Raw genomic sequence first — 19,149 nt, forward strand, 5'->3', positions numbered from 1 at the left:
CCGGCGTCGACCGCCGACGCCTCCCACCCCTGTCCCCGCCGCGATGCGGGGCCGGGGCTCCGGCCGGCGGCGAAGGCGGATGCCGCAAGGTCATTGCGTCCGGGCACACACCCTTCGTGTGCCGAGGGACGCCTGCCACCACGTCGGCACGATCGCGGCCACCGGATTTCCGGCGCGTCGATCGCTGCTCGACCGAAAGCGTCCGCACACGGGTCGGGATGCGATCGGGGCGATTCGGCCGGTGACGACGCGTATGCCCCAGGCTCGGCCTCTGAGCTGCCTTCGTCGTGCTGTCGGTACGCTTGCCGGCGTGGGGGAGGACGTGACGACGTGGCGGCCGGTGCTTCCACGCGGGAACGGGGCGTGGATCGGGATTTTGGCGTCCGGTCGGATCGGCGTCGGTGTCGCCGGCGAGGGGCGGGCGAGCCTTGAGGGCTCGGGTTTCGTGCCGATGTGGCCGTTCATGGAGCGCGGACTGTCGGAGTGCCTGGGCGAGTTCCGGGTTCGGTGGGACGCGCTTGCGGATGGTGGGATCGCCTCCCCGGAGCGACTGTTCGAGTCGCTCGTCTGTTGCCGACGTCGAAGAACACCGGACGCGGTGTCGTACCGCCGGCGAGCGCCACTTGGACCCGACCCTCGTGCGCAGCCCCGAACTCGCGTGCCTGACAATTTCGCATGCTCGACACCCAGGACGCCACACCGCTGCCGGCCTGGCTCGACCGGCTCACCGACAGCGGACTGGCGCCCTTCGTCGGGGTCGCAGCAGCCCTGCGCGAAGACCAAAACGCGGTAGTTCAGGGGATTACCACCCCCTACAATTCCGGCGTCAACGAAGGCCGCATCACCGACGTGAAACTCCAGAAACGCATCATGGCGGGACGCGCCGGCGTCCCCCTCCTTCGCCGCCGCGTCGTTCTGATCGCCCACCTACGCCGCCGATATCCGGGGGCGCGGCTTGTTTCGGGTGAAGCTTGCGATCAAGGGGTGGTAGGCGCTCTTGGATCGCCAGAAAATCCGGCGCGGGTGGCGTGAGCTGCGGTTACTGTGCTGCCGTGATTCTGACTGACGCTGAGATAGGTGACTTGCTCGCCTCCGCCGGGCTCCGACTCGTCGAACGAGTCCGGCAGGAGGTCCGACTACCGCTACCGAAATACGTGTCGCCTGCAAGCGCCGGGCCTGAGCACGGACGGTTCGACTCTGACCCGGAAGAGGTCGCCGACCCGGACGCTTCGGACTTCGCCGACAAGGTCAACACGGGCTGGTATCGAATGGCCGCGGAGTTCGGGCTCCTCGACGAGAAGCGCGAGTTTCTGCTCGCGCTCGGCCGAGCCCGCCTCGGGGACGATTCGGACCATGAGCCGTACGAGGTGTGGTTCCGTGTCCAACTGCTCGACGAGTGGGACCTGGTGAGAAGTGAGGTGGACTTGCTGCGGAGCGGCTTCGCGACCCTCTTCACTGATCGTTTCGTTCCGGAGTTCACGGTGGCTTCCCTGGACGGTCGGGTGATGATGAGCACCACCATCTGGGGTAACGGCACGCTCAGCACCATCGCCATCCGCCCGTAACCGGCGTTCCCGTGCGGAAGTTCGCGCTCACTGCATGATCAGTGTCGTCCCTCGAAACGAACCGCACCCATATCCGGATCGGCAGACCACGGTCTCGGGATGATCTCCGGCTACGAAAACCTTGCCGCCGCTGACGAGTACGCCGACAGGCCGGGTTCCCCTGGGGGTGTCCGCGGCCCGCGCCGTGGCGCTTGATCGGTTTCGGGCGGGTGGCCGGGAAGTCGGTGGACGTTGGCGGGATACTGTCGTCGTGGCTGTCACCCGGCAACTCGCCCGCGTCCCGGTGGAATACCTCGCCGCCTGCCGCCGGTCCGCCGTCACGTCCGCGGACGGTGATCCGCGCTGGGATCCGCCGTCGGCGGATGTGCTGGATCTGGACTGGGCACCTCCTCTGCTGCGGCGGGTCGGCGAGTTGGCCGGGCTTGACAGCGTCCGCCTGGACACGCTTCGCCGGGCCACCGACGGCGACACCGCCATCGACGTGGGCTTCCTCGACACGCACCCGTACGAAATCGGCCCTTTCGGGCCGACGCCCACCGCTCTGTCCGCTGCTCAGGTGGCCGACGTCGCGCAACGGCTCGCACGGATCCACATCCCGGCTCTCCTCGCGCTTTTGCCGGTCGACGATCGGGAGGCCGGTTCCCTGATCGGCCACGGCGCCGACCGGATCGTCGGCGGCCCCAAGGCGTATCTGAGGACACACTTCGACGCCCTGCGCGAGTTCTACCTCGACGCGGCCCGGCGGCAGCTGTTCATTGTGCTTTGGTGTGACTGACCGACACCCTCGCCCCGAGCGAGCTCCTGAGGAGGATTCACCTCCTCCGGGGCCGCGCGACGCACGGGAACGGCCCGCACCGCACCCGAAAAGGGGGTGGTAGCGGGGCTGTTCCACGTCATCTGCCACGGAGGCACGGCCCGCGGACCACGGCGCGGGGCGACGGTGTGGATCCCGCTTCCGAAGCACGCACCGCCGAAAGGAACGTCGCTGCCGTCGGGCATCAGCTCACGCGTCGTCGTGCGAGCAGGTCGTGGAACGTCTCGGTCTGGAGTTGCACGGGCGGAGCCATATCGCCGAAGGCGCCGGCGAACGCCCGCGGCGAGCAGTGCGGTTCCATGAGCACCTGCTCCGCCGTGTCGTCGCCGGCGAGGTCGGGCGCCAGGGCCGCGCAGGCCCGGACGCCCGCATGCGCATCGGTGAGCCAGGGGCGCGTGTCGCCGCCGAGGTGGCCGACGGCGATGACGATCGTCGCCAGGTCGTACGGGGAGTCGGCGGCCCCGGCCATCGACGTCAACCGTTCCCGTAGCCGCGGACGTTGCGCGTGGGCTGCGGGATGCCGGGCCAGGGACCCGACGGCCGCGGCGGCGCAGGCCCTGCGTCTGGGGCGTTGCGACGCGAGGTGGGGCAGTGTGCGCCGCAGGAGTTCGGGAACCGCGTCGAAGCAGGCGAGCGTCGCCCGGTCGAGGACGAGTTCCCCCAGCCCCGTGCCGTCCCGCCACATCCGGGTCCTGCCGTCCGCGTCGGCCGACACGTACTCGGCGGTCCAGGCCCGCAATTTCGGCGCGTGGTCCCGGACCCGGGTACGGATCTCCGCGGCCCGGTCGCCGAGGTCGGCGGCGACGCCGACCTCGTACAGATAGGCGAGCATGGCATCGGGCAGCGTGGGATCGTCGCGCCCGAGCAGCGGGTTGTCCAGGAGCTCGGTGACAAGCCTCGCCGTGGGCGCCGTCGCGGGCCAGGCCCCGCCCTCGCGGCGAAGCGTCTGCGACCACAGGTGCGAGTACCCGTCGACGAGGGCCCACGCGTCGTCGCCGAGAAGGGCCGCCAGGCGCCGCGGCGTGTCGCCGGCGGTGCCCGAGGCATGGAACAGGCCGGACCAGTCCACGTCATGCGCACGGTCATCCACGACGGGGATGCTGCCACAACACCTCGAGGCGGTGGGGCCGGTCGGGCGTCGGTGCAGCGCGGCCCGGCCAGGCCGGCCTGCCCGCTGCCGCCGCCGACGTGCTCCGAGTCCTCCGTATTCGATCCACGCCGAACGACCGCCGCAGCAGCGTGTTCCCACAGTCGGCTGTGGTTCGGCCGGCCGTAGGAGGTCGATGTCGGTGAGCGGCGGTAGCGTCCGCCGGATGAGTATCGATACGACTCCCGGTGCCGAGGTCCGTGTCCAGCTCTCGCCGGAAGCGGTGGGGCGGGTGCGGGAGTTGATCGGGCTCGGGCTCGCCGCGTCGGTCGAGGACTACGTGGCCGACTCCGTTCGCAACCGCCTTGCCGGATTCCAGGACCTCACCACCGGTCGGCCCGGCGGGGACCCGAAGGAATGGGTGGTCCCCGGCCGCCACGCGTGACCCCCAGCCGAACCACAGGCTCAAGGGAGGACGATGGTCCAGGGGCTGCTCCGTCCGTTCCGAGCGTTCATCGTCCGGATCCGGTGTGCCGGGGTGGTGTGCCGGCGTCGGCGGCGGGCCGAGGCCGGCAGCGACGGCTCGACGCACCCGGGTGATCCGTGGACCCCGCGATATCCGGCGCCGGCCGGGCGAGACGACGCCATGTGGAGCCCACGCCCGGCAGGGCACGCCGATCGACGGGGGAGAACCATGGGGGATGGAGATGAGTGCATGGGAGGCGGGGTCGTCCGGTGTCGGATCCGCCGTCGTGCGGGCGAATTTCGGGCGGCGGTTCCACGATCACCGGTTACGGGATCGGGTGGGTCCGCACGTCCCCCTTCTACGCGGCACACGATCACGACGCTGCTCCCGCGCACCGCCGGGGCGCGTTCACGACGGGTTGGGCGTCGGTCCGTGTGATGGTGTCGTCGGTGGCGCGCACGCCGGCGGGCCGCAACTGGGAAGAGAGGTAAGGTTCCCGGGCCAACGTCCCGCAACCGAGACGCCCAGGCTCACACGGGGCGGCAGGGCCGCGTCGATCGGGTCAGGCGTTGGTGGGCCATCGGGGTCCGGTGTCGGGGTGGTGGGCCCACACGTACTGCGCGTCGGGTGTGACGGTCATGCCGTGGTCGTACAACCCCGGCCCGCCCTCGGCGATCCACCGGTCCCAGGCCGTTTCCAGCTCGTCGCCCAGGCGCCGTGTCCCGCCCTGATACAGCGTGGTCCCGCCGCCCGTCGAGGCGGAGTACACGGCCCAGGAGGCGTGGCCGTCGTGGATCCAGGCATTGACGCCGTCGGCATCACGCGCGGCGTGTATACGCAGTTCGGGGAGGGCGACGCGCAACGCGAAGAGCAGGTCCGGGTCGTCGCACAACGGCGCCAGGGCCCGCGTCGCGCCGCGTTCGTCCTCGGCCAGCGCGTCGCCGCGGATGTCGGCGAAGCGGGCTTCGGCGCGGGTGCCGCGGGCGGGCATGAACGTGGCAAGTCCCTGGACCCAGCCGGACGCGGACAGCCCGTCGTCGGCGACGGTCAACGCGACATGCCCCAACCGCCCCCACGGTGTGACCAGGCGACCTCCGGGGCGGGTGTGCGCGATCCACGCCCACGGCACCCGCTCCACCGCGTACGTCGAGACCACCCGATCCCACGCCGGCTCCGCCGGGAGGCCGTGCGCGCCGTCCCCGACCTCGACGCGCACCTCGACCCCCGCCGCGGCGAGCGCCTTGCGGGCCCCCTCGGCCAGGTCGGGGTCGACCTCGACACTGACGACGTTGCCCGCCCCGGCGCGGCGGGCGAGCAGGGCCGCGTTCCACCCGGTCCCGGTGCCCAACTCCAGAACCCGGTGCCCAGGCTCCAGGAGCAGCGAGTCGAGCATGTCCACCACCACCGCCTGGCACGACAGGCTCGAGGTGGGCACTCCGTCCACGACCTGCGTCACCGCAGCATCGTCCGGTCCGGCGTAGACCAACGACAGCCACGCGTGTTCGTCGACCGCGCGATCCACCGCGACGTAGCCGGCGCCGTCCCAACGCCAGAGCCGATCGGGCGCGAACGCGTCCCGCGGCGTTGCCTCCACCGCGTCACGGATCCACGGCGCGCGCCCGGGCCAGTCCCCACGCCGTTCCATCTCGCCCGCCAGGCGCGACCGCGCCTCGATCGAGTCCACGGCGGTTACTCGTCCTTCTTGTGCCGGCCGTTGGACGGCGGGGGAGGGGGGACCCGCCCGTCGGCGTTGTCCGGCGGGGGAGTGCCCTTCGACGGATCCGGCGGCGGCTTCTCGTGTTGTCCCATGAACGCCTCCTCGGTCACGCACAGAGACCCCATGATGACGCGGCAACACATCCACACGGAAGACGTATCGCACCGCGAGGACCACGTGAGTGCGGCTGTTCGCCGCCCACCTGTGTCTCGCGGCCGCAGTCGTCGACCGAGGCAGAGCAGGTGCCCGGCCCCTATTGCTGCCATCTCCCGCGGTGCCCGTTCGAACGGGAACCCGCGGTGGTCGGGTCGCGGTGGGTCCTGCCGCGCCCGGTCGGCGAGGTCGCGTACGCCACCCGCACCCGCGCCGACCTGCTGCGCCACCCCTCCTGGCATCGCCTGCGCCCGGACCTGGCCCCGGGGGACCTGTGATTGGTCGAGATAGGCGTCGCTCGGTCGCGATATCTGTCACCTGCGTCGGTTCGGCGCGCATCGGCACCGATGCGAACAGCCTGGGAGCCGGCGCACGCCCCGGGGTCACATCATGTGCACTTCGACCGAGAAGCCACGGGCGAGGACGCCGTTGAGGTGCTCCGCATGGGCGCCGAGCCATTGCTCGGCTGCGCCGCTGGGGGAGCTGATCCCAAGGAGCACGTAGTCCTCGGAGTCGGAGGTGCTCCGGCCGCAGATACAGCACAGCAAGCGCTCGGACATGATCTCGGCGGGGCTCGCGATATCGGGCACGAGCGGCAGATTAACGAGCGTAGGTCGTTCGGCGTCGGGATTTATCGCCCTCACCGGAGTGACGACCACACCTGTGACCGGTCGGGATGTCTGTCACCGGCGACGGTTACGCGGCCTGCGATCATGCGGGGATGGCATGGGACGTAGTGTTCTTCCTCGCTCCCGACGACGAGGCTGCCACCGCGACGCAGGGGACGGGGCCCGGGCGGGCCTTCGAGTCCGTGGCATGCCGTTTCCTCGAGCCGGACAGCGCGATAGCCGAGTGGGACATGTACTTCTCGGAGCCCTCCGCAGACATCCCGGCACCCGAACTCCTGCACCGGTGGTGGCCGGAGCGGGTCGTCGGCCCCTTCAACGACGGCGTCGAGGTGTTCGCTCTGCCGCAGCGGCTGATCAGGGCCCTGGCGGATGCCGGCCCCACCGAGTTGGCGGAGTTGGCGCATCACTGGACCGCGAGGATCAGGGCGACCGACGGAGACGACATGACCGACGACGATCTGCTCGCGGTCGTGCAAGAAGTCGCCCGACTTGCGGCGTCCGCGGTGGACACGGGCGGCGGCCTCTACAGCTGGAGCTTCTGACCACCGCTTGGAATCCCTTCGGGCCGCCTACTCCAGGGCGTCGGCCGTCTCGTTCGCGAGCGCGGCCATGGCGGCGACCTTGAGGGCCTGGCGGTCGGGGGCGCTGTCGGCGCCGGCGTCGGCGCGGGCGGTGATCAGAGCGCGCATGGACCGTAGGCGTTCGGCGCGGCAGTGGTTGAGGGTGTCGTCGTCGCCGGTCTCGGCGGCGCGCAGGCACGCGAGGTGGGCCCGCTCGAAGCGAAGTTGGTACTCCAGCAGCGGGTGGAGGTGGTCGGGCAGCGGCGACGAATCTTCGGACATGTGTTCGACCATACGCGACGGTCGCACCGACCCGATCGAGGCGCTCCGCAGGCCGCGCGCCTCGTTCGGGTGAATCCCAACCCGCGCACCGCCTGAGGGTCCTGAACAGGCCGCGCAACTTGACGGCGGCCTGTTTGCGGACGTTCCCGGACAGGCCGGCCACGGCCGTGTCGATCCGGGGACGGTCGACCTCGCGCAATGTGGTCACACCGGCCTCGGCCCATGCGGTGAGGATCGGTTGTTGTGCCGTTCCATAGGGGTGCGCCTTCAGCGCCGCCGGTGACAACGAGTGACGATGCGAAGCCCTGGCCGAGTCCACTCGGATCACCCGATCACAGACTCCTACCAGTACCGGACCCCGGGCTGGGGCGCCGACGACCTTTCGGCCGCCGGCTACGACCTCAGCCTGCTTCGGGTGTTGGACCGTGCCGCCGGTTCTCGATCACAGACTCCTGCCAGTGAGCCCACGCCTTCGAAAAGATCGGACACGCTCGCTCCATCCTGCTGATCTTGGGGTTTCCGGAGCCCTGGTCGCAGGTAGGGCCGGGAAGCGTCCAGCTCCCCCAGAGGAGCCGAGGACGTGGCAGCCCACGATGAGGACTGAACTGCAGCCTCCACCTCACTGCCATCCACCCCGTTAACGCTCAGCGCCCCGGTCAGCGAAATCGCTGACCGGGGCGCTGTCGCGCGTGCCCAAACAAGCCTCTGCCTTCACACACGGAGGAGGTGAGTCACATGCTTCGCGACCTCGGAATTGCAATCGGCGGCGGTCTCATCGCCACGCTGCTGATCCAGATTGGAACGGCTGTCTGGCACCTGGCGATCTAGGTGCACTTCCAGCGCCTGCCAGTCATAGCGCGGCTTCCGGGCCCGGAAGCCGCGCAAGGGAAGTACCCATTCCTATCCCGTCCATGGAATCGAGTGGCACCGGTGTATTCCGAAACGTGACGGTCTCTCACAGAATGTGAGGGGTCACCGGTCGTGGGGCCGGCTTCGCGAACCGCGTCGACACGGGGAGGAATTCATGAGGCGACCGTTGGTCCTGGGGCGCGGGGCCGCCGCGATGCCCGCGGACACCACGCCGGTCCTGCCGGAGTACCACTACGACCCGGTGGTGGGCGCGAACGTCGTCGCGGACGGCCGCCTGCTGGTGGAGGCGGCCGATCCGGCGGTGGTGGCGAACTACACCAGCACCCAGGACCAGGGCGGTGTGCGCCGCAAGGACGACCCGAAGTAGTGCGCCCGCATGCCCGGGTGATCGTCGTCGCCGCCGAGGACGACTTCACGGCCGACCTGGTCGCGAGCCGGCTCGGCCGCGACGCGTTCGTGCGCCTGGACCCCGGCCGGCTGCGCGAGGAGGTCCTCGTCACCGGCCGGTTCACCGCGGGAGCCTGGACGGCCGTGATCGACGATGGCCATCGCACCGCGACCGTCGGTCCCGGCTGCGCGGTGTACTGGCGCAAACCCACCCGCCCCGAGACCCACACCGACCCGGACCAGCGGTGGCGCGCCCACGAGAACACCACCGCGCTCCTCGGACTGCTCCGTGCCCATCCGCTCCTGTGGGTCAACGACCCCACCGTGGTCGACGCGTCCGAGCACAAACCCGCCCAGCTCGCTTCCGCCGCCCGCCACGGGCTGCGCGTGCCCGACACGTTGTTCACCTGCCACCCCGAGGCCGCCCGCGCGTTCGTGGCCGAACATCACGACAGGGCCGTGGTCAAAGCGCTGACCCAGCGGCACACCACGTTCGTCCCCACCACCCGCATCCGCCTGACGGACGACCTGTCGGGCATCGCCGGCACCGTGCACTACGTCCAGGCCCTGGTCGAGGACCGGCTGTTCGACGCGCGGGTGACCGTGGTCGGCGACCGGGTGTTCACTGCCGCGATCCGCACGAACGGCGCGCTCGACTGGCGCACGCTGCCTCCCGCCGCGTGCGATCATCGGCCCGTCGAGACACCGGCACACATCGCGGCGGCGTGTGTGGAGCACGTGCGCGATCTGGGCCTGGTCTATGCCGCGTTGGACTTCGTCGTCACCGCCGACGGCTGGACGTATCTGGAGACCAACTGTGCTGGCGAGTTCGGCTGGATCGAGGCCCTGACCGGTGTGCCCATATCCGCCGCGATCGCCCACGTCCTCACCGGCGATACCCCCGACGCCCGGCACACGACCCGCGGACGGGCGAGGATGTGACGATGGACCCGCTGCTGGACGCCGCCGTACGCGCTCTCGGCGTCGCCGACGAACCGCGTCCGTTGACCGCGTACCACGACACCGCCTGGCGGGTCGGCCCCTGGAAGATCAAGACCGCGACCGCGCCGGCCGCCCGCGCGGCGCTGCTGCACGAGGTCCGCGCCGTGCGACTCCTGCACGCCCAGGGCCTGCACCCGGCCGACGGCAGGTACGGACACGTCGGCGAAGACCTGTGGACCGCCGTGGAGTTCCTTGCGGGCGTCGACCTGTGGCAATGGTGCGCCCCGGGCCGCACCACCCCGGACCCGGACTTCGCGCCGCGCCTGCTCGATATCGCGCACAGGGCGTTCGCCGTGCTGGGGCGTCTGCACGCCGCCGGGTGGCGCCACGGCGACATCCAACCCTGGAACATCCTGATCACTCCGACCGACGACGTCGCGTTCATCGACCACGAATACGCCCACCACCGAGATCTGCTGCCGCTCGCGGGCCCGTACCGGGGCGGGATGGACCACGCCACCGTCCCCGACGTCGCCCGCCGACTCCTGGCCACCACCCCCGACGTCCACATCCACCTCAGCCCCGCCGACGAACACCACGCCCTCGCCGCGGCCCTGCGCTGGGCATGGACCGGCACCACCCCCGAGACCCCGCGCGACGTCGGCCCCGGCGTCACCCTCGAAGACCTCCTCGAGGACATCGCCATCGGCCGGCACCGCATCCCCCTGACCGACGCGCGACCATGGCCCCACGCATCCCTCGAAGCACTCATCGAGGACGCCATGGCGCCCAACCGAGCCACGCGAGCCGGCGCGACCGCCCATCCGGCCTGACCGCCCGACGTGCTCCGACCCCCTGCGGATGCGATCCGCGCCGAACGACCGCGCTCGCGTCCTCGCCGGTGCAAGGATGCGGACCATGGACGACGATCAGCGGACCGTACTGCACGAAGAGATCGAGGCGGAACTCTCCTACCTGATGGGGGCGATGCGCGGGATCTCCGACCGCTACCGCGAACTCGGCTCCGGCTCCGGCACCGGCCGGGGCTTCGGCATCAACGCCGCGTACCGGGAGAACAACCTCAACAGCGGTGCAGCCCTGGCCCGATGGGCGACGGATCTCGCCGCCGAGGCCGCCGAGATCGCCGACCGCTGCTCGGCGATCGACGCCAAACGGGCCCTGCTGAAAGCGACCGGGGACGCCGGCTGACGAATGAGCCGGCCCGGCGGCGAGCCGTCTCTCGCAGGTCGCGGATCGGGCGCCGGTGTTGTGCCGACGGTGCCCAGTCCGTGACCCGCCCAGTCGGCCTCGGGGGATGGGCCGATCCGGTGCGGCCGGCCCGGCGACGGGGAGAGGCCGGGACCACCACACCCGGGCCCGACGACCCACCCGCCCCGGGGTGACGCCCCGGTGACGTCGACGGGCGGCCGGACCGATGGCTCAGTGCGGGCCGGCCAGGCCCAGGAACCCGGTCAGCGTGTCCAGCGCGGTGTTGGCCGCGCCCCGCCGATCGGTCGAGGACATCGCGTCGACCGTGGTGAACAGGACGTCGTTCGCGCCGTCGAGTCCGGCGCGGGCGGCCCGGCAGAACGCCGGATGGCTCATACCGGGGGCGTTGTCGTCGGTCATCGACGCCGGCAACCCGCCGAACGCGTCATGCGCGGCGATAACGCCAACTCGATCACCCGCCCCGTGGTCACCGGATCCTCGATCAACAGTGTCACCAACGGGTCCTGACACGAGACACAGCCGTTCATCGCCGCGCCCACGAGCAAGCCGAGCAGCACGTGATCGACCGGACGGCCGCCGCCGGCATCGTCTCCGGCGGCATGCCGTAGCCGCCGTGCTTGTGGGTCTCCTGCGACCCGGGCATGTCCTGGCTCATCGGGGTCTCCTGGTGGTGGGACCTCACGCGAGGTCGCGGATATGAAAGCGGTCCCGGCGGGACGCAGGGAAGGCGCCGGCCGCGTGGTCGGCGCCCTCCCCTCCTCGAGATGCCGGGAGCGGATCCGATCACGTGCCGCGGCCGGATCCATCCGTCGCGGGAGCACAAACCCGTACAACCCGCCACGAGGCAAACGCGGGACCCCACCCAGGACACCCCGACACGATCGCGCCGGCCGCGCCCCGGAACGGCCGGCGCGCCCGATCAGGTCGCCCGGCCGCTACGCCACCACCAAGGCCATGGTTCCCCACCCGGGCCGATCGACCGAAAGACCGACCCGGCCGCGGGGTGCCGGGCAGGCCGCGCAGACGGCCACGATGCACGTCTTCCCGGGGCCGGTGGCGACGACGACCCGGGTACACAGGCCGGCCCAGGGCTCGGTCCGCCCCGCAGATCGGCCACTTCCCGCCCGAGGCGTTGACCGGTCGCCATCGATGCCTCAACCCCCATGCCCGACCTCACGCGAACCTCACTTGGTGGCAAATGCAGCGCGCCTGAGACGTTGAACCTCAACGGAACTCAGATGCCCCTCTTCTCCATGTCTGCCCACCTCCGCTTGATCGGGAGGATCGCATTGGCCGAACCACCGAAGTCGGCAACAGCTGGCTCCCCGCAGTGGGCCTCACCATTTGGCCCGCGTTCAACCACGCTGTATAGCTCCGCGTGGCGGCCGTCCCGCGTCACCGCGTAGACAGTAAGACCTTCCGTGCGGTCGAGTCGATCACGAGCCGGGAAAAGGATTGTCTGCAACTGCTTCTCCGTCTCGGTCTGAACGGCCGTCCACACCTCTCCAATGATCAGTACCCCGTCGGATCGTGTCGACTCCACAAGGTCAGCAATTCTCTCGAAGGTCAGGATCTTGGTCTCTTGGTCATGAAATTCCAGATCCTGCATGGCTGTCACGATCTCCCCCTTATAGAGGAAGCAGAGTGTCCTGTGATATCCGTCCTTCTCCATGACCTTTCTTGCCGTCGCCATGAAGCCTGGGACGTTAGTGACAGGATCAGAGCTCGGGAACTCCAGTTCACCATACCTCTCAACTGCAGCCTCTACGCGCTCCGCATCAATATCGATAGGCTCATAGGAAGGCTCGATCAGGCTTCCATTCCTAAACGAGAAATGCCCCTGCAGTTCAGCCGAAGCGAAGTGCATGCAAGGACGTCGACCAGGTAGATCGTCGAGGGTTGAGGTGACGCAATCGACGGACCGGTCTTCGAGGTCGCACCTCTCGACGCCAGCCGCGACATGGACTTTCCGCAGGAGCTGGCTAAGCTGCGAATAAACTTCTGCGGTGGCATCCAGAAGCTCCCAGGCGGGAAGATCCTTGTCGACCCAGCGTCGCCGGACTGTGATCGTACCGATGGGTGGAGTTCCTTGGTGGAGGAGCTGATCAACGATCTCACTAGTTGTTAGTCGAGGCGGGAATTCCGCCGTCATCTCGACCCGCTGAACCCAGTCAAATATCCAGGTGACACGACAGGAGCTGAGAAGATCCAGATCGGATTCTTTGGTGACCCGGTTTCGAGATTCAACAGACCATCGCATGATCTCGCTTTGCTTCGCCGCCTGCTGAAATTTCGGATACCAAGTGTCAAATCCGATGAGGTTCGACTTCTGCCTCTGAAGCAGGAACGTGACATTCCTCAAATTTTGCAGCAGTGAGTTCAGGTGAAGCCGAAATGTGTCGGGGTCAAGATAAGATTCGTGCATCTGGTGCCAATGCGTATGGCAATCCATCAGGCGCCGATGAGAATCAGCGGCCGGGCAGGGTTGGACGGGCTCCGAAGGCATGAGGGAGATTCTAGACCTGGGGCATGCTCAGCCGCTGGATATTATTCGGAATCTGACGCCGACAGGTGATCAGTATGGAGCGACAGCAGCGAGTGACTGTTTGCAGTCCCACCCAGAGCCACAGCCACACTCCTCGCGGAGGGCCGCGTTGTCACGATGGAGGGCGCCAATGACGGTGGCGGCAGCGTCGAGCTGGCCCTGGAGGTTGCTCGGTTCCCGCGATCAGCGGCCCGCTGTGGCCCGGGGGACCTTGGCGTCCTGGAGGCACTTGGCGCCGGCAGGGTCGGCCTGGTCGGACGTTCGACCCGAAGCTGCCCGGCTGCTGGTACGTAGACCTGTCCGACGTCGACCTGGAGCCGCGTCTGCCGTCCCCGTTCGCCCCGACCGGCGTTGCCCCGACCGGGCCCGGTTGGTACGCCACCCCCACTCGCCTACGCCGCTGAGCCCACTGCCCGGGGAGGCCCACCCCTGGTCCAGGCCCGGTTCCCCCGAAGGAACGACGAAACGACGAGTAACGCCGTGTGACCGCGCTGGTCGCTACTCGGCCGGCGCGAGCGGGGCCGGCCCGAGCGCGAGGAGTTGCTCGTGCTGGGCCGCGTTCAGGCCGTCCCACCCGGAACGCCGCCGGGCGACCCACCGCCGGATCGACATCCCGTGGTGGACAGGCATGGCGCAGTGTGGCAGCCGCCTCCGACATCGGCGGTGATCGATGCTTCGCCCCAGCCGACGAGGCGGGTATGTCGTCGCTTGACCGTGATGCGTGCGGGGATCGGGTCGTGCGCGCCGTCTACCGATCCTCCCCATGCGGCCGGCAGGCTGGATGTCATGGCGGATTCGGATTGGACGCACATGGTGCGGGGGAAGTCATCACGCTGCCCTGGACCGTGGGCGGAATCCGCGCGGCGCTGCCCGAGGAGCCGCGTGAGGAGTTTGACAAGGTCGTGTACGACACGCCCCTCGAGCACCTGGTGCGGCGCGTGGTCCTGGACTGGGCTCTGCCGCCCGAGGCCCACGAGGAGGCCGAGGAAGCCCTCGAACGCGTTCGCCGAGGCGACTACACCGGTGTCGTCGACGCCGACGGCAACCCGGTGACCGGCCCACCCACATAGGAGACCACGTGGCCCGCCACCGCGTGCAATTCACCGACAGCGCCGAGGACAACATCGCCAAACTCCCCGCCACACGACAACAACAGATCAGGCACGCGGCCGATCACGCTCTCGGCTGCGACCCCTACGGCAACGGCTCCTCACCCGTACGCGGCGACCGCGGCCGCCGCGACGTCACCCTTGCCGACGCCATCCTCACCTACGGGGTCAGCCCGAACGTCGTGGTCGTCACCGTCGTCCAGGTCGTCGCCGCCTTCGGCTGATCCGAACCCGCATCCGGACACCCCCGCCGCCCCAAGTCCCGGCCCGGACGCGGTCGATGGCGGATCAGCCCTTCGGATCACAGACGGATCCGACACGAGCCACACATTCGTCATGTCCAGCGCATGCCCAACACGTCCAGCTCCGCGATCCGTTGGCCGGACAGCTTCGCCCGCCTGCTCCTGGTCGTGGTCACCCACACGCCCAGCCGGACGTCCTCGGGCCATCCGTCGAACGCCACCATCGTCTCGACGTGCCCACGCGGCACTTCCAGGTTTCCGACGCGGGCCCGGTAGGCCGCCGCCGCGCTCACCGCGATCGTCCACGCCTGTTCGCGCGTGCGCTTCGGTTTGGGCCCCTCCGGCATCGGCACCGGCGTCGAGTCGGCCGTTGGGAAACCTTTGGACGGGGGCGGGGCTGCCTCGGCGGGTGGGCCTGGGACGTCCGGTCGGCGGATCCTGGCCGCGGTTGATCCGCGGCCGGGAACGGCGCGCCGTGTCGGGTGGATTCGCTCCCGTGCCGCGCCCTGCGCGGCCGGTGCCCGCCGCAGCGGGAGTTCCGCGGGTGTTCAGGCGAAGCTGTCCCATTCCTCGGCGGGGATGGGGCCCTCCAACGCGTCCGAGCATTGCGGTGCCCATTCCCGGGCGACGAGGACCGGCCGGGTCAGGACGCGGTCCCCGGCGCGTTGGACGCGCATCACGACGCCGAGTTCGGGCGCGCACGGGTTCGCCTCCAGGGAGAACGCCGCTTGAAGGCCGTGTGCGGCGAGATGCCCGAACAACGTGTCCTCCAGGAGGGACGGCACCCGGCCCACCAGCGGGATCCCGTCGAGGTTCACCTGTGGGCCCATCCGCGCGTCGATCGCGATCGCGGCCAGGCCGATCCCCCGGGACACGCGGACGCGAGGACACGATGACCGGGACGTGGCGAAGAACCGGCGGGGAGTTGGAGGGCCTTGTCGAACCCGGGTGCGCCGTTTTCGCCGAGGGGCTTGAACCAGGGTGTGCCGCCGGGTCTCACCGTCGTGATGGCGGGGGTGGCTTCCCGATGCCCGTGTGGAACAGGCGGTCCGCGAGTGCGGTTGCGACCTGGTCTCGAGGGGGCCTCGCGCCCGCGAGTTGGTCGAGGTGGTGATCTCGGCTCGAGCGGCCGCGACGGATGGTTACGAAATCCCGGTGTCGCTGTCGTGAGGACGATCTACCGTGGCATGGCAGCACCTTGTGCCTGCCGAGTGATCGGAGCCAGCATCCATGAGTGGTCGGGGCATTGTGTCGGGCGAGGATGAACCGCCGGAACCCACCGGTCGATCCTCCAAGGCGGTCCGGGAGGCCCGGCGTGCGGCGGCCCGGGCCTCTGGGGTGAGCGAGGTGACTCGGTCGGCGACTGCGATGTCGGCCCCGTGGGCGGCCTTCGCGGTCAGCGAGGCGGTGCGGACGGCGAACGCGGGCATCGCGGAGCGCATTCTCGGAGGGACGGCGCCCGCGGACCTGGTCGGGCTGGGAATTCTCGCGAAGTCTCCGGTGGCCGAGTCCGTCGCGTTGGGTGGCTTGGAGATGATCGCCCGATCAGTGGCGCGTGACTCCCTCGCGTTCGGCGGTCTCTTGGCCGTGAGGGAATCCTCGGACCTCAAGTCCGTCGCGTTCGGTGGCTTGACGGCCGTGGCGAGGTCGGTGGCCACCGGCTCCACGGCGCTCGGCGGTCTGGGGGCCATCGCGGCAGCCGCCCGGACCCAGGCGAACTCGGGGCCCGGTGCCGGGCCACGATCGGTGTTCGACTCGTTGATCGCGAGGAACCTTCGGTACGTGGACCAGGCCGATCTCCCCATCGGGCGGGCGGACTTGTTCTCGGTGACGGCGCGGATGGTCCAGGACGTCGTGGGCTTCGGGGCGTTGTCGAGTTGGCGGTCCTCACTGGACGCGGACAACAGGATTCGCACGGCTTCGGGCCGGCCCGGCTTCGGGCCCGATCTCGGACGTGTCAGCCGGCACCAAGTGGACCTTCTGGACTGGGTCGTCGAGACCGATCCGGGTCCCCGGCTGCTCGGCGCGACATCGGGGCGGCCGATCCTGACGTGGCAGCGCGTGGTCACCGACGCCCTCGACAGTCCCACCCGACCCGCCTGGGACGCGATGACGCTCGCGGGCCGCACCAACCTCACCCTGACCGGTACCGACCTGCTGACCGCCGAGGACCTGGACGGCGACCTCGCCGACGAAGCCGCGGAACACGTCGAACAGGAAACGCTCCAACCCTGGCAGCAGGCCCGCCTGGACGCGACCGACGAGCTCTACACCGCCCTGGGAGACCTGGACAGGACGGTCCCCGAGCTCCTGGACGGCGCCTGGCACACCATCCGCAACCAGGGCCCGGCTGCCGCCGTGACCATCGCGAACTGCGTCGTCGAAGCGATGGACCGCTCCCTGCGGGCCGCCGCCCCCGACGACCAGGTTCACCCATGGCACGCCCGGAACCGGCGACCCTCGGCGGAGATCACGAAAGACGGACGGCCGACCCGCGCACTGCGCGTGAACTACGTGATGCGCGGCTTCAAGGGCGAGGCGGAACTCGTCCGCGCCCAGATCGACGCCCTCGTGACGATGACGACCAGGATCAGCAACCACGGCCAAAAACTCAAGCACGCCTCCCAAGGCGACATCACCACCGCCCGCACCCTCGTCTGCACGGTCGAGTCACTGCTCATGTCGCTGTTCCTGGAGCGTCTATGACACCGGCCGTCGCTGGAAACGCCGCACGGAGCGGGCGAAGCCGACCGCGTGAGCGACGGCGCGGCCAAGCGCTCCACACGCCGACGAGACCGCGCGGCCCGCCCGGCCCGGCTCCCGCGCCGGCCCCCGGCCTGCGACCCGGAATGCGCCAACCATCCGGGCGGACGACGACCTCGCCGCCGTCCACTCGGAAGCCGATAGGCGGTCCGGCCTGTCGATGATCGCGCGGATGAGGGCCTCCAGGCGTGGGGCGACGCGCTCCGCGTTCCGGCCGAACGCCGGACCAGGACGTACGCGGCGACCCAGAACATCAGCCCCCGAACTGCCCGTGGCCGGGTTGCTCATGGCGCCGGCTGCCGTCGCGCAGGACCGCCCGCGCGGCCGCGACCAGGTGGGCGCCGGCGCTTCACTCGCTCCACGCCCCCAGACGACCGCAGAGCACGCCCCAGGACCGTCAGCGCCCGCTTCGGACCGGTTTCCTCGCACCCACACACCCGCCGCTGAGCCGTACCCGTCCCGGCCGCCTGCGTGCTCCGCCCTCGGGAGCCGGCGGCTACATCTCCCAGCGTCGGTCGGGTCGTTCGGCCCAGGCCCACTGGTGGTCGGGTTCGACGGTGATGCCGAAGTCGTAGCCGTGGATGCGGTGTTCGTCCTGCCATGCGAGGGCGGTGTCGACCTCGTCCCACAGTCGGCGCGGCCCGCCCTGGACGGCTTTGCCGACGCCGGGCCGGTCGTCGACCAGGGCCCAGGAGCCCTGTCGGTCCCACAGCCGCCACACCGTTCCGGCCCCGAGTGTCTCCAGCCGCACGTCGGGGACTCTCAGTGCGACGGCGTGGGTGAAGTTCCCGTCCCGGTACAGCGAGTCCAGCACCCACTCCACCTCGGACTCGCCCGTGGCGGGCTCGGCCTCGCGCGCCGCCTCGAAGGCCGCCCCGGCGCCGTCGCGTTCACCGCGCAGTTCCATGAACGCCACGCTGCGCACGAGCTTGCCGGACGCGGTTCCGTCGTCGCCCGAGACCAGGCGCAGGAGGGCGCCCGCGCCGAAGCCGGGCGACCACGGCGCGACGATCACCGCGCCGGGGCGGGTCTGTTCGATCCACGCGTAGGGGACCCGGTGCGTGAACGCGGCGGTGGCGTGCACCCGGTCGAAGGTCCCGGCGTCGGGTGCGCCGAGGGTGCCGTCGCCGGTGATCACCGTCGGCGACAGGCCCACCCGGGCGTGGGCGGCGCGGGCGCCGGCCGCGAGGGCGGCGTCGATCTCGACCGAGACGATGTTCTCACCGCCCAGGCGCCAGGCGAGGAGCGCGGCGGTCCAGCCCGGCCCGGTGCCGATCTCCAGGACGCGTTGGCCCGGGTGGACGTCGAGTTCGGTGAGGAAGGAGGCGACCGCGCGGTAGTCGCTGAGCGAGCTGCTCGCCAGGTCTCCCACGGAGTCGGTGGTGCCGTCGTCGACCTGGGTGACCACCGGTTCCGGCCGCAGGACCACCTCGTCCCACGCGTCGGGGTCCGCGTGCCGGTCGACTGCGGTGTAGTGGCCCGTCGCGGGGTCGGGGTGCCAGACCACGTCGGGCGCGAACGCGGCGCGTGGCACGGCGAGCATGGCCTCGCGTACCCACGGGGCGGGGAAGGCGCCCTCCCTGTCGAGGGCGCCCACGATCTCGGCGTCGTCCCGCACTAGGGCTTGTCCTTCTTACGGCGTCCCGGACCAGGGTCCCCGATGCCGGGTAACGCGCCGTCCTGCTTCTGCTTGGGATCGGGCTGCGGCGGATCCGGCTGGGGCGCCGGCGGCTTGCTGTGATCACCCACGACGGGGCCTCCACGTCCTCGGAAGCGAGATGACGTTCC

At 70.2% G+C, this 19,149-nt stretch carries 24 protein-coding genes; 13 read left to right on the forward strand and 11 right to left on the reverse strand.

The window, feature by feature from the left end; all coding sequences use genetic code 11:
- Positions 1-675: 675 nt before the first annotated feature.
- The 3 genes from EMA17_RS34240 (at position 676) to EMA17_RS34250 (ending at position 2,340) form a co-directional block, all read left to right on the forward strand.
- Entirely contained in the window at positions 676-1,032 is a 357-nt protein-coding gene (locus EMA17_RS34240) for a hypothetical protein (RefSeq protein ID WP_246127084.1), read from the forward strand.
- 20 nt (positions 1,033-1,052) lie between these two features.
- Complete coding sequence (locus EMA17_RS53020) at positions 1,053-1,565, forward strand: hypothetical protein (RefSeq protein WP_246127085.1); 513 nt, start codon at positions 1,053-1,055, stop codon at positions 1,563-1,565.
- Positions 1,566-1,815: 250 nt separating this feature from the next.
- Entirely contained in the window at positions 1,816-2,340 is a 525-nt protein-coding gene (locus tag EMA17_RS34250) for a DUF1877 domain-containing protein (protein ID WP_126641047.1), read from the forward strand.
- A 223-nt stretch (positions 2,341-2,563) separates the two neighbouring features.
- Here the strand turns inward: EMA17_RS34250 and EMA17_RS34255 are convergent, their stop codons facing one another.
- Positions 2,564-3,469 carry a hypothetical protein gene (locus tag EMA17_RS34255; protein WP_126641048.1) on the reverse strand — a complete coding sequence of 302 codons (906 nt, stop codon included), beginning with the start codon at positions 3,467-3,469 and terminating at the stop codon, positions 2,564-2,566.
- Between the two features lie 223 nt (positions 3,470-3,692).
- Between EMA17_RS34255 and EMA17_RS34260 the strand changes: the two genes are divergently transcribed.
- Entirely contained in the window at positions 3,693-3,911 is a 219-nt protein-coding gene (locus EMA17_RS34260) for a hypothetical protein (RefSeq protein ID WP_126641049.1), read from the forward strand.
- 583 nt (positions 3,912-4,494) lie between these two features.
- Here EMA17_RS34260 and EMA17_RS34265 read toward each other — a convergent pair.
- Complete coding sequence (locus EMA17_RS34265; protein WP_126641050.1) at positions 4,495-5,616, reverse strand: methyltransferase domain-containing protein; 1,122 nt, start codon at positions 5,614-5,616, stop codon at positions 4,495-4,497.
- Between the two features lie 275 nt (positions 5,617-5,891).
- Between EMA17_RS34265 and EMA17_RS34270 the strand changes: the two genes are divergently transcribed.
- The gene (locus tag EMA17_RS34270; RefSeq protein WP_443093125.1) at positions 5,892-6,080 is read left to right on the forward strand and encodes an ATP dependent DNA ligase; all 189 of its coding nucleotides are present in this window, start codon (positions 5,892-5,894) and stop codon (positions 6,078-6,080) included.
- A gap of 105 nt (positions 6,081-6,185) precedes the next feature.
- Here the strand turns inward: EMA17_RS34270 and EMA17_RS34275 are convergent, their stop codons facing one another.
- Entirely contained in the window at positions 6,186-6,392 is a 207-nt protein-coding gene (locus EMA17_RS34275) for a hypothetical protein (protein ID WP_126641051.1), read from the reverse strand.
- Between the two features lie 131 nt (positions 6,393-6,523).
- Here EMA17_RS34275 and EMA17_RS34280 point away from each other — a divergent pair, with 131 nt between their 5' ends.
- Positions 6,524-6,973, forward strand: coding sequence for a hypothetical protein (locus tag EMA17_RS34280; protein ID WP_126641052.1), 450 nt, complete (start codon positions 6,524-6,526; stop codon positions 6,971-6,973).
- Between the two features lie 27 nt (positions 6,974-7,000).
- Here the strand turns inward: EMA17_RS34280 and EMA17_RS34285 are convergent, their stop codons facing one another.
- On the reverse strand, positions 7,001-7,273 hold the full coding sequence (locus tag EMA17_RS34285) for a hypothetical protein (protein ID WP_126641053.1): 273 nt from the start codon (positions 7,271-7,273) through the stop codon (positions 7,001-7,003).
- A gap of 1,024 nt (positions 7,274-8,297) precedes the next feature.
- Here EMA17_RS34285 and EMA17_RS34290 point away from each other — a divergent pair.
- The 4 genes from EMA17_RS34290 to EMA17_RS34305 all read left to right on the forward strand — a co-directional run bounded on the left by EMA17_RS34290 (position 8,298) and on the right by EMA17_RS34305 (position 10,681).
- Positions 8,298-8,510, forward strand: a complete 213-nt coding sequence (locus EMA17_RS34290) for a hypothetical protein (protein ID WP_126641054.1) — start codon at positions 8,298-8,300, stop codon at positions 8,508-8,510.
- The gene (locus tag EMA17_RS34295) at positions 8,510-9,472 is read left to right on the forward strand and encodes an MvdC/MvdD family ATP grasp protein (RefSeq protein WP_126641055.1); all 963 of its coding nucleotides are present in this window, start codon (positions 8,510-8,512) and stop codon (positions 9,470-9,472) included. The genes EMA17_RS34290 and EMA17_RS34295 overlap by 1 nt, the downstream gene beginning before the upstream one ends.
- A 2-nt stretch (positions 9,473-9,474) precedes the next feature.
- A complete protein-coding gene (locus EMA17_RS34300) occupies positions 9,475-10,305 on the forward strand; it encodes a BUD32 family EKC/KEOPS complex subunit (protein WP_246127086.1) in 831 nt (276 codons plus the stop codon).
- Positions 10,306-10,390: 85 nt separating this feature from the next.
- Positions 10,391-10,681 carry a hypothetical protein gene (locus tag EMA17_RS34305; protein ID WP_126641057.1) on the forward strand — a complete coding sequence of 97 codons (291 nt, stop codon included), beginning with the start codon at positions 10,391-10,393 and terminating at the stop codon, positions 10,679-10,681.
- A 231-nt stretch (positions 10,682-10,912) separates the two neighbouring features.
- Here EMA17_RS34305 and EMA17_RS34310 read toward each other — a convergent pair whose 3' ends face one another.
- The 4 genes from EMA17_RS34310 to EMA17_RS55550 form a co-directional block, all read right to left on the reverse strand.
- Positions 10,913-11,101, reverse strand: a complete 189-nt coding sequence (locus tag EMA17_RS34310) for a hypothetical protein (protein ID WP_126641058.1) — start codon at positions 11,099-11,101, stop codon at positions 10,913-10,915.
- 124 nt (positions 11,102-11,225) lie between these two features.
- Positions 11,226-11,357 (reverse strand): hypothetical protein, encoded by a 132-nt coding sequence (locus EMA17_RS55545; protein ID WP_281290562.1) that lies wholly within the window; start codon positions 11,355-11,357, stop codon positions 11,226-11,228.
- 579 nt (positions 11,358-11,936) lie between these two features.
- On the reverse strand, positions 11,937-13,208 hold the full coding sequence (locus tag EMA17_RS34315; protein WP_503826244.1) for an Ea47 family protein: 1,272 nt from the start codon (positions 13,206-13,208) through the stop codon (positions 11,937-11,939).
- A gap of 537 nt (positions 13,209-13,745) precedes the next feature.
- Entirely contained in the window at positions 13,746-13,877 is a 132-nt protein-coding gene (locus EMA17_RS55550; protein WP_281290563.1) for a hypothetical protein, read from the reverse strand.
- A gap of 170 nt (positions 13,878-14,047) precedes the next feature.
- Here EMA17_RS55550 and EMA17_RS34320 point away from each other — a divergent pair, with 170 nt between their 5' ends.
- Positions 14,048-14,317 (forward strand): hypothetical protein, encoded by a 270-nt coding sequence (locus EMA17_RS34320; RefSeq protein ID WP_126641060.1) that lies wholly within the window; start codon positions 14,048-14,050, stop codon positions 14,315-14,317.
- Positions 14,318-14,325: 8 nt separating this feature from the next.
- Positions 14,326-14,580, forward strand: coding sequence for a hypothetical protein (locus tag EMA17_RS34325; RefSeq protein ID WP_126641061.1), 255 nt, complete (start codon positions 14,326-14,328; stop codon positions 14,578-14,580).
- 110 nt (positions 14,581-14,690) lie between these two features.
- Here EMA17_RS34325 and EMA17_RS34330 read toward each other — a convergent pair whose 3' ends face one another.
- The gene (locus EMA17_RS34330) at positions 14,691-14,945 is read right to left on the reverse strand and encodes a helicase associated domain-containing protein (RefSeq protein ID WP_126641062.1); all 255 of its coding nucleotides are present in this window, start codon (positions 14,943-14,945) and stop codon (positions 14,691-14,693) included.
- Between the two features lie 201 nt (positions 14,946-15,146).
- The gene (locus tag EMA17_RS34335; RefSeq protein ID WP_246127087.1) at positions 15,147-15,473 is read right to left on the reverse strand and encodes a hypothetical protein; all 327 of its coding nucleotides are present in this window, start codon (positions 15,471-15,473) and stop codon (positions 15,147-15,149) included.
- A gap of 907 nt (positions 15,474-16,380) precedes the next feature.
- Here EMA17_RS34335 and EMA17_RS34340 point away from each other — a divergent pair.
- Complete coding sequence (locus EMA17_RS34340; protein WP_126641063.1) at positions 16,381-17,304, forward strand: pPIWI-associating nuclease domain-containing protein; 924 nt, start codon at positions 16,381-16,383, stop codon at positions 17,302-17,304.
- Positions 17,305-17,857: 553 nt separating this feature from the next.
- Here the strand turns inward: EMA17_RS34340 and EMA17_RS34345 are convergent.
- Entirely contained in the window at positions 17,858-18,979 is a 1,122-nt protein-coding gene (locus EMA17_RS34345; protein ID WP_126641064.1) for a methyltransferase domain-containing protein, read from the reverse strand.
- Positions 18,980-19,149 lie beyond the last annotated feature (170 nt).

This window comes from Embleya hyalina, from assembly GCF_003967355.1.
GTDB lineage: Bacteria > Actinomycetota > Actinomycetes > Streptomycetales > Streptomycetaceae > Embleya > Embleya hyalina.